The following is a 14389-nucleotide window of genomic DNA, read 5'->3' as shown; positions in this document are numbered from 1 at the left end:
CGAACGGACGACACCCGGTTCGCGGCCCGACCAGCGCCCCCGACCCACTTGTCGCGCCTCATTCACGGCTCGTTAACGACCAGTGCCTCGCGCCGCCGCCCCGGGCCTGGGAGGGTGCTCGCCGCAGGCTTCGCCACGGGAGGGACTACACGATGAGTAGCGCACGCATGGGCCGCAGGACCGCACTGACCGCCGCCGCCACGGCCGTGGCGCTGGGCGCCGTCGCCACCGGGACCGCCTCGGCGGCGCCGCTGGAGAACGGCCGGCACCACGCCGGTCCGGCCCACATCTTCCACATCATGATGGAGAACCACGGCGTCTCCCAGATCATCGGCAACACCCAGGACGCCCCCTACATCAACCAGTTGGCCGACCGCTACAACGTGGCCACCGACTTCCACGGCGTCACCCACCCGAGCCTGCCCAACTACCTGGCCGCCATCTCCGGCTCCTTCCAGGGCATCTACGACGACTGCAAGGCCGGCGCCGCCGTCACCTGCGCCCCCGAGGAGTTCGTGCCGGACTCCGGCGACGGCACCGACACCGCCGCCCTGACGCCCGCTCAGTTCGCCGCCGCCGGCGCGCAGCCGCACCTCTTCGGCGGCCGGAACATCGTCGACCAGCTGGAGGACAAGGGCCTCAGCTGGAAGGCCTACATGCAGTCGATGCCCTCGGCCGGCTACCAGGGCGAGTACGCGCCGGTGCTCAACGGCAGCCCGGTGAAGCTGTACGCGCAGAAGCACAACCCGTTCATGTACTTCTCGGACATCAACTCGCCGAACAACCCGCGGCTGCAGAAGATCGTCCCGTTCGACCAGAACTTCGCCCACGACCTGGCCACCGGCCAGGTGCCGGACTACGCCTGGATCAGCCCCGACCAGTGCCACGACATGCACGGCATCTCCCCCGCGAGCGCCGCGCTGATCGGCCTGCCCGCCTGTGGCTACCCCGACTCGGGCCTGGACCACGGCGCGATCAGGCTCGGTGACGACTACCTGCGCCAGACCGTCGGGGAGATCATGAACTCCTCGGCCTGGAAGCACAGCGACTCGACCATCGTGATCAGCTGGGACGAGAACGACTACTCCGGCTACTCCGGCGGCCCCGGCAGCCCGGTCGGCGCCAACGGCACCGTCCTCGGCGGCGGCGACGCCCCGCTGATCGTGATCAACTCCAAGGGCGACAACGGCAGGAAGTCCAACGCCTCCGCCGACCACTACACCGTGCTGGCCACCATCGAGCGGCTCTGGCACCTCGGATGCCTGGAGAACACCTGCTCGCACCGGACCTCGGGCTCGCTGCGCTCGCTCTTCTCGCGCTGACCCGGCCGGCGCAGGCCCCGCACTACGGGGCCTGCGCCTCGCTGGCGGCCGCGGCGGCCAGCAACTCCTCTGCGCTCCACACCAGTTCGCCCGAGCGCAGATCCGCGATCACCGACTCCAGCCAGCCCGCCTCGGCCCGGGCCACGGCGAGGCTGTACTCGGTCTCCAGCAGTGCCACCCTCGGCACGCCGAACCGCGCGGTCTCGGCCATGCCCCGCTCCAGCGCCCCGACCGCGGCCCGCATCGCCTCCAGCCGGGCGGCGAGCGCCTGCTCGATCTCCACCGGCGCCAGCAGCATCAGATTGGAGAGCGCCACCGGGAACTCCGGGAACTCCTGCTTGGGCGCGCGCAGCATCTCCAGCAGCCAGGTCCGGGTGGTCCCCCGGCCCGCGTCGGTGAGTTCGTAGACGGTCCGCTCGGGGTACTGCTGGTCGCGCTCGGTCTCCCGCACCGCGATCAGCCCGGCGCCGAGCAGCCGCTCGATCGCCCGGTACAGCCCGGTGCGCTGACCGACGTTCACCACCTGCTCCTTGCCCCACTGCTTGAGCAGCCGCTGCATGCCGTAGGGGTGCAGCGGCTTGAAGTGCAGCAGGGAGAGGACGGTGAGGCCGAGCGGGGTGCTCTTCACTGCGGTGGTCATGCCGTCCATGCTACTGCCCACATCGAAACTAGTTGCAGTGAAACTATCGAGCTCCCCCGATACTCTTCTTGACACGCAAGCTATGGTGTCCGCCATGACGCGCACCAGGCTGTACCTCGACGGGGCCCTGAAGCTCGAGGACTTCCCGGCCCAGGACATCTCCGACCACATAGCCGAGCCGGGCGCCACCGTCTGGCTGGACGTGCGCGACCCCGAGTCCGCCGACTTCGAGATGATCGCCGAGGAGTTCGGCCTGCACGCCCTCGCGGTGGAGGACGCCCGCAACGAGCACCAGCGCCCCAAGCTGGACCGCTACCGCACGCACCTCTTCCTCTCCGCCTACACCGTCGCCATCGACCCCGAGACGGGCGCGATCAGCGCCGGCGAGATCTCCGCCTTCATCACCCGCAACGCCCTGATCACCATCCGCAAGGGCCCGCACTGCGACATCGAGCACATCGTCGAACGCTGGGACGACAACCCCGACCTGGCCAAGCACGGCGTCGGCTACCTGGTCCACGGCCTGCTCGACTACCTGGTCGACACCCACTTCAGGGCGGTCCAGGTCCTCGACGAGCGCATCGAGGACCTGGAGGACCTGCTCTTCGAGGACAGCCCCAAGGAGATCCAGCAGGTCCAGCGCACCTCCTACGAGCTGCGCAAGAGCCTGGTCAAGCTCCGCCGCGTGGTCCTGCCGATGCGCGAGGTCGTCAACTCCCTGATCCGGCGCGACGTCCAGGTCGTCACCGAGGGCATGATGCCCTACTACCAGGACGTCTACGACCACGTTCTGCGCGCCACCGAGTGGACCGAGTCCCTGCGCGACCTGGTCACCACCGTGATGGAGACCAACCTGACGGTCCAGGGCAACCGGATGAACATGATCATGAAGAAGGTCACCAGCTGGGCCGCCATCATCGCCGTCCCGACCGCCGTCACCGGCTTCTACGGCCAGAACGTGCCGTACCCGGGCTTCGGCACGCAGTGGGGGTTCTGGGCGTCGACGGTGCTGATGATCGTGCTCTCGGTGGTGCTGTACTTCAGCTTCAAGCGGCGCGACTGGATCTGACGGGCCGCCGGGCCCAGCCAGCCCGGAACGCGACAGCCCCCATGCGAAAACGGCTGGGGGCTGTCGATCATCGAGGACAGCCGGAGACCGTCCCGGATGAGCAACTTCTCCGCAACGCTCCTCGCCATGCCCGGATGACAGGTGCCCGGTCGGACAGGGCGGCCGCTCGACGCCTGCTCAGGTCACTCCGTGGCGGCCCACTCGACCAGCTGGATCACCACGCCGTTGGGGTCCGTCACCTGGAACAGCCGCTCGCCCCAGGGCTCCTCGCGCAGCGGCATGGTGATCTCCACGCCCGCCGCCCGCAGCCGGGCCTCCTCTCCGGCGAGGTCGTCGACGGTGAAGGCCAGGATCGGAGCGGGAGATCCGGCACGCACCCTCGCCCTGCTGTGGGGCGAGCCGACCACCCCCGCCGGTCGGCGCGGCCGCCCCCAGACGTACTCGTCGGCGCAGATCGCCACGGTCGCCATCGACCTGGCGGACGCCGAGGGCGTCGAGGCCGTCACCATGCGCCGGGTCGCCCAGACGCTCGGCCTCTCGGCGATGGCGCTCTACACCTACGTCCCCGGCAAGGCCGAGTTGCTCGACCTGATGCTCGACAGGCTCTACGCCTGGATGCCGCGCAGCACGCCCGCCGCCGACGACTGGCGCGCCCGGGCCACCGCCGTCGCCGACGACAACCGCGCCCTCCACCACGCCCACCCGTGGATCGCCGCCGTCGCCACCAGCCGCCCGCCGCTCGGCCCCGGCATGATGGCCAAGTACGAGTACGAGCTGCGCGCGCTGGACGGCACCGGCCTGGACGACGTCGAGCTCGACGCCGCCCTGACCCTCCTGCTCGGCTTCGTGCAGACCTGCGCCCGGATGACCGCCGACGAGCGGGCCGCCGAGCAGGAGAGCGCGATGAGCGACGAGCAGTGGTGGGCGGGCAATGCGGAGTTGCTCGCCCGCGTCTTCGACCCGGCCCGCTACCCCACCGCCGCCCGGGTCGGCGCGGCAGCGGGCGCGGCCCACGGCGGCGCGTACAGCCCAGCGCACACCTACGAGTTCGGCCTGGCCCGAGTGCTGGACGGCCTGGCGGCGCTGATCGAGCGACCGACGGCGAGTTGACGGCCCGCCCGACGGTCGGCCGGCAGGAGGACGGCATGGCACGTGGGCTTGGTATCGGTGGGTACTTCCTGCGTGCAGCCGACCCGGCTGCACGCTGAACGGCCGACGAGCCGGACCCGACCCCCGACAGGCCCACATCCCCCTTCCCCATCAGCCGCTGTGCGCCCTTCGCGCACAGCGGCTTCTGCATGCCGCCAACTAATCACAGAAGAACTAGTTGCATTGAAACTAGATTCGGTGCAACTATGGAGGAGCCGACAGAGCGCCGGCCCCGCTAACGGAGGAGAGGCCCCGCCGTGCACACCCTCATCGAGCGCATCCACGCCGACCACACCAGCACCAAGCGCCTCGGTCGCTGGAGCACCGCCTCCCACTACGAGATCAAGGCCCGCAGCGCCGCCGTCGTCCTGGACCTGCGGTCGCCGGAGCTGCCCGAGGAGCTCGAGATCCGCATCGACCTGCACCGGGCGATGGTCAAGCTGCTCGTGCCCGAGGGCGCGACCGTCGACCACTGGGACGTCGCCTGGCCCGCCCGGGGGCGGGTCAAGGACCTGCAGGGCGCGAGCGCGGAGGCGTCCGGGCCGCGCATCCGGCTGATCGGCACCGCGCACGACAGCGAGGTCCGCGTCCACCGCGGCGGCATCGCGATCCTGTCGGCGATCTGCTCGCGGGAGTTCCTGGACGACGCCCGCCGGGCGCACCGCACCGGCAGCCCGGTCACCGTCGTCGACCCCGCCCGGGTCTGAGCCGCAGAGAAAGAGGAGAGAGAGCGATGGGAACGACGATCGAGAGCGCGCTCGTCATCGGCGGCGGCGTGGCCGGCCCCGTCACCGCGATGGCGCTGCAGCAGGCGGGCATCACCGCCACCGTCCACGAGGCCTACCAGGGCACCGCCGACGGAGTCGGCGCCGGCCTCGGGCTCGCGCCCAACGGGCTGGCGGCGCTGGACGTGATCGGCGCGGGCGACCTGATGCGCGGGATCGGCGACCCGATGGCGGCGATCGTGCTGCAGAGCTGGAACGGCAAGCAGCTCGCCGTCTTCGGCAGCCCCGGGCGGCTGGAGCCCACCCGGCTGGTGATGCGCAGTGAGATGTACACGGTGCTGTACGAGGAGGCGGTGCGGCGCGGGATCGGCATCGAGCACGGGAAGCGGCTGGTCGGGGTCACCGAGGCGCCCGACGGCGTCACCGCCCGGTTCGCCGACGGCAGCACCGCCACCGCCGACCTGCTGATCGGCGCCGACGGCATCCGCTCCACCGTGCGCGGGCTGATCGACCCCGCCGCGCCGCGGCCCCGGTACGCCGGGCTGCAGGGGTTCGGGTCGATGAACGCGACCGCCGGGGTAGTGCCGGACACCGGCGGGCGGATGTTCATGACCTTCGGCAAGCGGGCCTTCTTCGGCCTCCAGGTGATCGACGGCAACGCCGTCTGGTTCGTCAACCTCCCCTACGCCGAGCCGCTGACCCAGGCACAGGCCGTCGCCCGGGGTGCGGACACCTGGCTGCGCGAGCTCGAGCGCGCCTGCGCCGAGGACCGCACGCCCGCCGCCGAGTTGATCCGCCGCACCGACCCCGCGCAGCTGCTGATCACCGGCCCGATGGAGAACATGCCCTCGGTGCCGCGCTGGAGCCGCGGCCGGCTCGTCCTGGTCGGGGACTCGGCGCACGCGCCCTCGTCCTCCTCCGGCCAGGGGGCCTCACTGGCGATGGAGAGCGCGGTCGAACTGGCCCGCTGCCTGCGGGACCTGCCGCTCCCCGCGGCCCTGGCCCGGTACGAGGAGCTGCGCCGCCCCCGGGTGGAGCGCATCATCAAGGCCGCCGAGCGGACCAACGGCAACAAGGCGGCCGGCCCGGTCGGGCGGGTGCTGCGGGACGCGCTGCTGCCGGTCGCGATGAAGATGATGAAGCCGGAGAAGATGGCCTGGCAGTTCGAGCACCGGATCGACTGGGCGAAGACGGCGTGAGGACGGCGTGAGGACGGCCCTGACGGCGATCCGACGGGGCGTCAGAAGGCGTTCAGCGGGCGGATCCTGGGCGCCACGGCCGAGTTGACCTGCAGCAGTACCAGCAGCGCCACACTCAGGTAGGTGCTCACCGCGCCCAGCAGCACGGCGCCGGCGTAGAGCCACTGCGCCACCACGATCCGCCGCCGGGCCACTTCGACCAGGCCCTTCGGTGTGTCCTCCCGGACCAGGCCGGCCGCCCGGGCGTACCGCAGACTGCCGAGCAGCAGCAGGCCGAGCAGCAGCAGGTGCAGCCAGTAGACCAGCAGCGCCACCCGGTAGGCCTCGTACTCCGCGAGCAGCGCGGTGGAGAACGGCATCAGCGAGACGCCGCCGAGGAACGCCAGGTGCAGCCAGGTGAGTTGGCGGTCGCTGCGGGTGAAGTGCGAGAGCTGGCTCTGCTGGCCGAGCCAGAACATGCCCAGGGTCAGGAAGCCGAGCAGGTACACCCCGAGCCGCCCGGCCAACGGCAGCAGGGCGTGCAGCAGTTCGCTCTCGCCGTGCAGGGAGCCGGGTGCCCAGAGCGGCGAACCGCCGCGCAGCCGGCCCAGCTCCGGCACGTGCAGGTCGAGCACCAGCAGGGTCAGCGCCACGGCGAAGATGCCGTCGCTGATCGCGGCGAGCCGGTCCAGGCTGGTGCCGGCGATCCGGTGGTAGGTGGTGATTGGCACAGTCTCGTTCCCCCTGGCGCGGTTGATCACGAGGACCGCGCCGGGAGGATGATACGAGAACCCCGGAATCCGCTACGAAACGTCGGCCGGCCGCTTGAACATCCGGGTCGCCGTGATCTCCCCGTGGATCGCGGGCCCGTCCGGGTCCTGCGGCGCGGGCAGGCCGGGGCGCAGGTGCTCCTCCACCGAGATGTACTTGAGCCCGGCCCGCAGGTCGGCGTCGTTGCGCAGCCGGATGACCAGCGGGAACTCGGCCAGCGCCGTGGTGTCGAACAGCCCGGTGGTGTAGATCAGCTGCACGCCCAGCGCGTCCGCCACCGCGCGCTGGAGCTCCAGCAGGTAGGTGGCGTTGGCCCGGCCGATCGGGTTGTCCAGGAAGAGCGTGCCGGCGTGCCGCAGCTGGGACTGCCCGCGGTCGTTGGCCCGCAGCGCCGCCATGGTGCAGTAGAGCGCGATGGCCGCGGTGAGCAGCTGGCCGCCGGAGAACACGTCGGACATCTGACCCACGCTCACCCGCTCGGCCCGCAGCACCGCGTCGGGCTTCAGGATCTCCACCGAGACGCCCTTGGGACCGATCGCCGCCGCCACCGCCCGCAGCAGCAACGACATGCCGTCCCGCCGCAGGTCGGAGTTCTTCCGCACGGCGGCCCGGGTGGCCTCGTCGATCACCTCGCCCAGCCGCTCGGCCAGCACCGCCTGGTCCGGATCCTCGAACCGGATCCGCAGGAACTCCTGCCCGGACCACTCCCCCAGCCCCTCCGGAAGCCGGGAGAGCCGCTGGGCGGCGCGCAGCGTGGCCAGCGAGGACTCCACCAGCCCGCGCAGCCGGTCCACGATCGAGCCGCGGTTGCGCTCCAGCTGGGTCAGCTCGTCGGTGAGCACCCGCAGCCGGGGGGCGAACGCCTCGGCCCAGGCGGCCGCGTGCTCGGGCAGCAGGGCGGCGGGCAGCTCGCGGATCTGCTGCCGGGCCGGGGTGCGGACCGCCTCGTAGCGGGCCGCGTTGGCGTGCCGGACCAGCGCGTCGCAGGCGTCGCGCACGGCCAGGTCGGCGGCGGAGAGCTCGGCGGCCGCGGCCCGCAGCGCCCGGCGGGTCTCGGTGGCGGAGTTGCGGGCCTCGGACAGCGAGTCCAGGTAGACCTCGGCGGCCGCCTCGCCCTCCTCCGGGGTGTGGTCGCGCAGGCCGTCCCGGAGCTGGGCGGCCGCCTCGTCGAAGTCGGCGGCGGCCGACTGGGCGGACTGCAGGGTGCGCAGCAGCTCGGTGTGCTCGGTCCGGGCGCCCTCCAGCAGGTCGCGCTTCTCGGCGAGTTCGCCGGTGGCCACGCGCAGTAGCTGCTGGGCGTGCTCGGGGTCGGCCGGGACCAGCTCCTCGGGCAGCTCCGTGTGGTTCTCGCCGCTGGCGGGCGCCGACCGCTCGACGTCGCCGCGCAGCCGGCCCAGCAGCTCGCTGGCCACCTGGGAGCGGGCCTCGATGGTGGCGACCAGCTCCTCGGCGCGGGCGGCGGCGGCCTGCCGGGCCGGGCCGTCGGCGCCGTCCGGGCTGGCCAGCAGCTCCTCGGCGCGCACCCGCACCTTGTTGGTGAGCCGGTCGAGTTCGGCCCGGGCGGCGGTCTCGTCGCTCTCCGCGCGGGCCTGCTCGGCGCGGAGGTCGGCGCCGACCCCGACCTTCTCGTAGAGCTGGGCGGCGGCCCGGTAGGCCTCGCGCAGCGCGGGCAGCGAGGCGGTCGGCGGCTCGTCGGTCGGCACCACGATGCCGGAGAGCTCGGCCCGCTCGGCACGGAGCGTGCGGGCGGTGCGGCGGGCGTCGTCGGCGGCGCGCTGGGCGGCCCGGCGGTCCTCGTCGCACACCCGGGCCCGCTCGGCGCAGGCGGCCTGGCGGCGCTCGCACTCCACCGCGTCCTCGGCCAGCTCGCGCAGCGCCCGGTGCCAGGCGGGGCGCTCGCGCAGCCGGAAGGCCAGGCCGGCCAGGGCGTCGGCGCGCCGCCGGGTCTGCTGGGCGTTCTCCCGCCGCTCCTCGTAGACGGCCGCGGCGGCGGCCCGCTCCTCCTCCGCCTCGGCGTGCGCGGTGCGGGCGGCGGCCAGCTGGGCGGCGGCGGTCTCGGCCTGCTCGGCGGCGGCCGAGGCGGCCTCGGCCAGTTCGGCCAGCGTGCCGGGCGGGCAGCTGGCCTGCCAGGAGGCGAGCCGGGCGACCAGCGCCCGGTCGCCGCCGAGCCGGGCGGCCAGCTCGCGGATGTGCTCCTCGCGGGCGCCGGCCCGCTCGCGCAGCTCGCGGCGCTCCTGGTCGGCGGCGGACTCGTCGTGCATCGCCGGGTTCGGCGGCACCAGGAAGAAGGCGGGCTCCTCGGTGATCGGCGCGACCAGCGAGGCGGCGGCGCCGACCGCGACGGTGGAGCGCGGCAGCAGCGCGGCGGCCTGCAGCGCCTCGCGGGCCCGCTCCAGCGAGGACGGGTCGGTGACCACCACGCCGTCGACCAGCTCGGGCCGGGCGGCCAGGATCCGCTCGTGGTCCTGCGGGTCGACGGACTGCGCCAGGTAGCGCCAGCCGGGCAGCGCGGGGATGCCGTGCTCGCCCAGGTACTCGACGGTGGCCAGCACGTCCGGGCCGGGCGGCAGCAACCCGCCGTCGCCGAGCGCGGCCAGGATGCGGGAGTCGTCGGCGGCGGCGGTGCGCAGGTCGAAGAGGGTGCGCTCGGCGCTGGAGACGGCCGAGTCCAGCAGCTCGGCCAGGTCCTCGGCGGCCCGGTCCAGCACCGCGGGGGTCAGGCGTGACGACTCGTCGGCCGACTCGTCGTGGTACGAGGCCAGGCCGAGCAGTTCGGCCAGCCGGTCCTCGCCGGCCAGCTGGGCGGCGGTGCGCTGCTCGGCGGCGAGGGCGCGCTGGGCGGCGGCCCGGGCGTCGGCCGCGCGGGCGGCGGCCAGCTCGGCCCGGCCCTCGGCGGCGGCGGCCTCCCGGGTGCGGGCGGCGGACTGCTCGGCGGCGGCCCGCACCTGCTCCAGGCCCGCGGTGGCGGCCTGCTCGGAGTCGGCGGCGTGCAGGGCGGCGCGGGCGGGATCGCCGGCGAAGAAGTCGGAGGTCTCCGACGGGTCGATCCAGCCGGCCTCGACGGCGGCCTGCAGCTCCTGCTCGACCTCGCCCAGGCGCTGGCGCAGGTGCTCGGCCTCGGAACGGGCCTTCTGGCCGGCGGTGGCGGCGGCCAGGCCGTCGGCCTGCGCCTTGGCGCCGTCCTGCTGCAGTTCGGCGGCGCGCTCCTCCTCGGTCTCGGCGCGCTCCTCGGCGGTGCCGGCGGCCGCCTCCAGGGCGTGCGCCAGGGCGCCGGCGGCCTGGGCGCGGGCGGCCAGCGCGGGCGCCGCGTCCAGCTCGGCCTCGCGGATCGCGACGGCCACCCTGGCCGCCCGGTCGGCGGCGGCGCGGTGGCGCAGCACGGCCTCGGCGGCCTGCCAGGCGGAGTAGAGGGTGCGGGCGTCCAGCAGTTCGCGGCGCAGGCCGGCCGCCTCGGCGGTGGCGGCGGCCAGGCTGAGGGTGGCGTGGCGGTGGGTCAGTTCGGCGGTGATCAGCGAGTGCCGGGTGCGGTCGGCCTCGGCGGCGGTGACGGCGGAGGCGGCGGCGGCCACCTCGATCGCCAGGTCCTGGGCCCGCTCGCGCTCGGCGCCGGCCCGGGCGGCCAGCGCCTGGGCGAGCCGGCGGGTGCGGCGCTCGGCGGACCGGTGCGCCTCGCGGACCGACTCCCGGGCTCCGGTGGTCTCGACGATCCGCTCCAGCAGCTCCAGCGAGCCGGCCGTGAAGTCGCGCTCGGCGGTCAGCTCGGCGCGCCGGCCGAGCTTGGCGGCGAAGCCGTGCACCAGGTCGGCCAGGCCGTCGGTGTCCCGGGTGTCGGTGACGGCGCGCAGCAGCAGGTCGGTGAAGTCGGCGTCGTGCTTGACGGCGAACAGGCCGGCCGCCTCGCCCTCGTCGGCGTTCATCTCGCGCTGGTAGCGGAACAGCTCCGGGTCCAGGCCGAGCTCGTTCAGGTGCTCGGTCCAGCGGTCGTGGCCGTCCTCGAAGGTCAGGTCGAGGTAGGGGTAGGCCTTGGCGGCCTCGGTCATCGCGTCCCGGAAGCCCTTCATGGTGCGGCGGCGGCCGCGCGGGCGGGCGCTCGGGTCGCCGAGCACGGCGCGCTCGGCGACCGGCAGGCCGTCCAGGGTGAGGCCGGGGCCGGGGCGGAAGGAGTACCAGGTCTCGGCGAACTTGCGCGGGTCGGAGGAGACCTGGCGGCCGCGCCACTCGCTGACCTTGCCGACCACGATCAGCTCGCCGGTGACGGTGTGCTGCCACTCCAGCGCCACGTGCCCGCAGTCGTCGGCGAGCAGGAACTTGCGCAGCACGCCGGAGCTGGCCCCGCCCAGGGTGTTGCGGTGGCCGGGGAGCATCACCGAGAAGATCAGCTTGAGCAGCACCGACTTGCCGCCGCCGTTCTCCAGGAACAGCACGCCGGCCGGGGCCGGGCGGCGCTGCGGGCCCTCCGGCTCCTCGCCGAACATGCCCAGCTGGCGTGGTGCCGGATTGGCCACCGGCTCGCCGACTTCCCGCAGGTCCAGCACGGTGTCGGCGTAGCGGGCGCCTGCCGGACCGATGGAGTAGAGGCGGATCCGGTTGAGCTCGTACATCTGCTGCCTAACGGAGGGTCAGAGTGGAGGGGCTGACTGGGACGGCGGTGCGGGGTGGAACGGGCGGGGGGCGGTACATGAGGGCGGGGCGGGGTCGGGGGTGGAACGAGCGGTCGGAGCGGTCGGTAAGTCGAGGTACGCGGTAAGTCAGAGGGAGTGAAACGGCAGCCCGGCGTCCGCGACCAGCTCTTCGCTGTGGTCGGCGGGCAGCAGGCTCGCGGAGCCGTCGCTGACCGCCACCACGCCGAGCTCCAGCAGTTCGGCCATCGCCGCGCCGCCGGCCAGGTCGCGCACCTGGAGCTGGTAGCGGGCGGTGGTGCGGTAGGTGCCGCCGGCGTCGTCCGAGGTCTTCTGCAGGAAGCCGGAGTCGACCAGGAAAGCGACCGCCTTGCCGGTGATGCCGATGGTGGAGCCGGCCAGCCGGCGGGCGTCCTTGGTGGCGCCGGTGGTGGAGCGGCGGGCCCAGACCCGCCAGGCGGCCTCCAGGCCGGGGGCGTCGCTGGCCGGGTCGGTGTTGGCGCCCTCGGCCTCGGCCCGCTCCTCCAGCCGGCGGCAGGCCTGGCGGACGAAAGCGTCCACGCCGTTGACCGTGATCCGGCCCAGGTAGCCGTCGTCGGCCAGGTCCTCGGGGCGCGGGAAGGCGAGCGCGGCCACCGCCAGGTGGGCCAGGCCGTGCAGGAAGCGGTCGGTGGCCTCGGAGGCGGCCCGGCGCGAGTAGTCGCCCATCTTCACGGCGAAGACCGAGTCCTCGGCGCCGGCCAGCGCCATCCCGGCCCGCGGCGAGACCTCCAGCACCACCAGGCCCAGGCCGGTGGCGACGGCGTCGGCCAGCCGGGCGAACGGCGGGTCCTCCCGGTACCGGCGGACCAGCTCGGTGTACTCGGCATCGCGGGCCGGCAGCAGCTTGGCCTGCAGGCCGAAGGCGACCAGCCGGGCGGCGTCGGCGACATCACTGGGCGTCAGCGCGGCCGCCGGGGCGCCGTCCTGGGGAGTGGTCATTCCTTCTGCTCCGCTCGGGTACTGAAAGTCCATCATGGTACTGGCCGACATTAATGACCAGCATTAATTGCCGACATTAGAGATTGGGATATCCGCTGCTCATCCTGCATGATTAATCGCCACCATTAATCACTGCCATGAACCGCCGGAATCAATCGCCGCGATAATTGCGCCCATTAATCATCCCGGCAGCTTCCCGACGCCCACCCCGGCAGCACCCTCGATAATCGCCTCGATTAATAATGCCCATTATTGCCGATCCGCCGCCATCCCCGCCGCGTCCAGCAACGCACTGCCAAGGATCAGATCCGCGCCGCCGTATTCCGGGTCGTTCAGCCGAGTGCCGTCGTCCACCGCGAACAGCAGCCGCTGCTCCCCCTGCCGATAAGCGGTACCGACCGGCGGACTCGCCGCATGCACGGCCAGCAGGGCAACCAGGTGCGGCAGCTCGGCGTCCAGGTCGCGCGCCTCCGCCAGCAGCCCCGAGAGCCGCCGCGGCGCGTCGGCCGGCAGGTCGAGCAGGTGCAGCGCGACCTCCAGCTGCTTCTCCGAGAACCGGCTGTCGTCCGGAGTCGCCACCAGATCCGGATCGGGCAGCTCGACGCCAAGGTGCTCGCGCTCCACCGGCGGCGTCAGCAGCAGCTCGACCAGATCGGTCAGCCGGACCACGGACGGGCTGCGCAACCCGGTCCCCCGCGCGAAGAACGCGTCCGTGGGCCGGATCGCCCGCTCTATCGGCAGCTCCAGCACCGGCGCGAGCAGCTGCCCGTAGAGGTCCAGCCCGGCTCGTGCGGCGGGCGCGGCGAAGGCCTGCCGGTCCTGCTCCGCGCGGAACAGCGGCCCCGCCTCCAGCAGCCGCGTCTGCAACTGGGTGTGCCGGCGGATGCAGTCCTTGACGATGTCGACCAGCTCGGCGGCCTGCCGCTTGTGGTCGGCCCCCTCGGCCTCGTCGCGGATCTTGCGGATGTTGGTGAGGATCGCGTTCTCGTGCCGGTAGCGGTCGGCGATGTGCTCCAGCGCCTCGTCGATCAGATCGGGCACGGCCTGCATCCAGTCCACCGCCCGGACGTTGCGGCGGGTGGCCTCCAGCGCGCGGCGCAGCGTCTCGGCGTACTGCACGGTCCGGTAGCGCGCCTGCTCGGCGGCGAGCTGCGCGTCGGCGAGCCGACCGCGCCGGATCAGCACCTCCAGCTTGACCTCGGCGGCGATCTGGGCCGAGGTGACGTCGGTGTCCAGCGCGCCGACCAGGACGTTGACCGCCTCGTCGGTGGTGCGCAGGTAGACGCCGCCGTCGGACCCCGGCACCTCCTCGATCAGCTTGAAGTCGTAGTCGCGCCGCAGGTAGCCGCCGTCCGGCCCGAAGGTGCCGTAGACGGCGCGGAAGCCGCGGTCCACGCTGCCGACGTTGATCAGCGAGTCGAGCACCCAGCGGGCCACCCGCTGGTGCTCGGCGCCCGAGCGCGCCGGGTGCTGGGCGGCGACCCGGGGCAGCAGCCGGCCCAGCACTATCTCGCGGTCGGCGCCGGTGTCGAAGTCCATGTGCAGGGTGACCAGGTCGATGGCGGCCAGGCCGACCTCGGCCATCGCGTAGCCGCCGTACTCGCCCGCCAGGTTGACCTTGCGGTTGTCCAGGTCGTGCAGCGGAGCGGTGCAGGCCAGCGCCTTGAGGCGGCGGGCCAGCCCCTCGTCGGCCGCCGGCCCCGGCGCGGGGCGGGCGGCGACCGGGGTGGACGGCCGCGGCTCTGGGTCGGCCGGCTGCTCGGCGATGACGGTCACGGGGGACAAGCCTAGGGCCAGGCGGGGACATCATCCGAAACGGGGCTGCTTGTCCGCTTCGTCCGGCCCGCCGAAGCGAGTTCACCCACCCCCCGAAGCGCGTTCATCCACCTCGCCGAAGCGCGTTCGCCCACCCCCTCACAGCGGGCCCGCCCACCC

General features: G+C 73.3%; 10 protein-coding genes and 1 pseudogene. 5 read left to right on the top strand and 6 right to left on the bottom strand.

The genetic code is table 11. The annotated features are described in order from the left end of the window. Positions 1-152: 152 nt before the first annotated feature. Entirely contained in the window at positions 153-1322 is a 1170-nt protein-coding gene (locus ACFYNO_RS35180; protein ID WP_388021608.1) for an alkaline phosphatase family protein, read from the top strand. Between the two features lie 22 nt (positions 1323-1344). On the opposite strand, the gene ACFYNO_RS35175 is transcribed toward ACFYNO_RS35180, so the two are convergent. After that, the gene (locus ACFYNO_RS35175) at positions 1345-1962 is read right to left on the bottom strand and encodes a PadR family transcriptional regulator (RefSeq protein WP_388021607.1); all 618 of its coding nucleotides are present in this window, start codon (positions 1960-1962) and stop codon (positions 1345-1347) included. 94 nt (positions 1963-2056) lie between these two features. Between ACFYNO_RS35175 and ACFYNO_RS35170 the strand changes: the two genes are divergently transcribed. Further along, positions 2057-3031, top strand: coding sequence for a magnesium transporter CorA family protein (locus ACFYNO_RS35170; RefSeq protein ID WP_388021606.1), 975 nt, complete (start codon positions 2057-2059; stop codon positions 3029-3031). 182 nt (positions 3032-3213) lie between these two features. Here ACFYNO_RS35170 and ACFYNO_RS35165 read toward each other — a convergent pair. Next, positions 3214-3384: pseudogene (locus ACFYNO_RS35165) on the bottom strand (VOC family protein); the annotation flags it as partial. On the opposite strand from ACFYNO_RS35165, the gene ACFYNO_RS35160 reads away from it, so the two are divergent. From ACFYNO_RS35160 to ACFYNO_RS35150, 3 genes are all read left to right on the top strand, one after another. After that, positions 3371-4141 carry a TetR/AcrR family transcriptional regulator C-terminal domain-containing protein gene (locus tag ACFYNO_RS35160; RefSeq protein WP_388021605.1) on the top strand — a complete coding sequence of 257 codons (771 nt, stop codon included), beginning with the start codon at positions 3371-3373 and terminating at the stop codon, positions 4139-4141. The pseudogene ACFYNO_RS35165 and the gene ACFYNO_RS35160 overlap by 14 nt on opposite strands. Positions 4142-4437: 296 nt before the next feature. After that, positions 4438-4887: a hypothetical protein gene (locus ACFYNO_RS35155; RefSeq protein ID WP_388021604.1), complete on the top strand. Its 450-nt coding sequence runs from the start codon at positions 4438-4440 to the stop codon at positions 4885-4887. A gap of 26 nt (positions 4888-4913) precedes the next feature. Further along, positions 4914-6104 carry an FAD-dependent oxidoreductase gene (locus tag ACFYNO_RS35150; protein ID WP_388021603.1) on the top strand — a complete coding sequence of 397 codons (1191 nt, stop codon included), beginning with the start codon at positions 4914-4916 and terminating at the stop codon, positions 6102-6104. Between the two features lie 41 nt (positions 6105-6145). Here ACFYNO_RS35150 and ACFYNO_RS35145 read toward each other — a convergent pair whose 3' ends face one another. The 4 genes from ACFYNO_RS35145 to ACFYNO_RS35130 all read right to left on the bottom strand — a co-directional run bounded on the left by ACFYNO_RS35145 (position 6146) and on the right by ACFYNO_RS35130 (position 14221). Then, entirely contained in the window at positions 6146-6814 is a 669-nt protein-coding gene (locus ACFYNO_RS35145; RefSeq protein WP_388021602.1) for a TMEM175 family protein, read from the bottom strand. Positions 6815-6886: 72 nt separating this feature from the next. Then, positions 6887-11455, bottom strand: a complete 4569-nt coding sequence (locus ACFYNO_RS35140; protein ID WP_388021601.1) for a hypothetical protein — start codon at positions 11453-11455, stop codon at positions 6887-6889. A gap of 147 nt (positions 11456-11602) precedes the next feature. Beyond that, a complete protein-coding gene (locus ACFYNO_RS35135) occupies positions 11603-12454 on the bottom strand; it encodes a hypothetical protein (RefSeq protein ID WP_388021600.1) in 852 nt (283 codons plus the stop codon). A 249-nt stretch (positions 12455-12703) separates the two neighbouring features. Next, on the bottom strand, positions 12704-14221 hold the full coding sequence (locus ACFYNO_RS35130; protein ID WP_388021634.1) for a hypothetical protein: 1518 nt from the start codon (positions 14219-14221) through the stop codon (positions 12704-12706). Between the last annotated feature and the right edge of the window lie 168 nt (positions 14222-14389).

It is taken from the genome of Kitasatospora sp. NPDC006697, assembly GCF_042869935.1.
In the GTDB taxonomy this organism is placed as follows: domain Bacteria; phylum Actinomycetota; class Actinomycetes; order Streptomycetales; family Streptomycetaceae; genus Kitasatospora.
Note: the sequence above shows the minus strand (reverse complement) of the source record. Positions and strands in the feature narration are given on the sequence as shown.

Coding starts and splice junctions, on each gene's coding strand:
- ACFYNO_RS35135 (WP_388021600.1), bottom strand. CDS start 12,454: ATGACCACTCCCCAGGACGGCGCCCCGGCGGCCGCGCTGACGCCCAGT.
- ACFYNO_RS35140 (WP_388021601.1), bottom strand. CDS start 11,455: ATGTACGAGCTCAACCGGATCCGCCTCTACTCCATCGGTCCGGCAGGC.
- ACFYNO_RS35170 (WP_388021606.1), top strand. CDS start 2,057: ATGACGCGCACCAGGCTGTACCTCGACGGGGCCCTGAAGCTCGAGGAC.
- ACFYNO_RS35150 (WP_388021603.1), top strand. CDS start 4,914: ATGGGAACGACGATCGAGAGCGCGCTCGTCATCGGCGGCGGCGTGGCC.
- ACFYNO_RS35175 (WP_388021607.1), bottom strand. CDS start 1,962: ATGACCACCGCAGTGAAGAGCACCCCGCTCGGCCTCACCGTCCTCTCC.
- ACFYNO_RS35180 (WP_388021608.1), top strand. CDS start 153: ATGAGTAGCGCACGCATGGGCCGCAGGACCGCACTGACCGCCGCCGCC.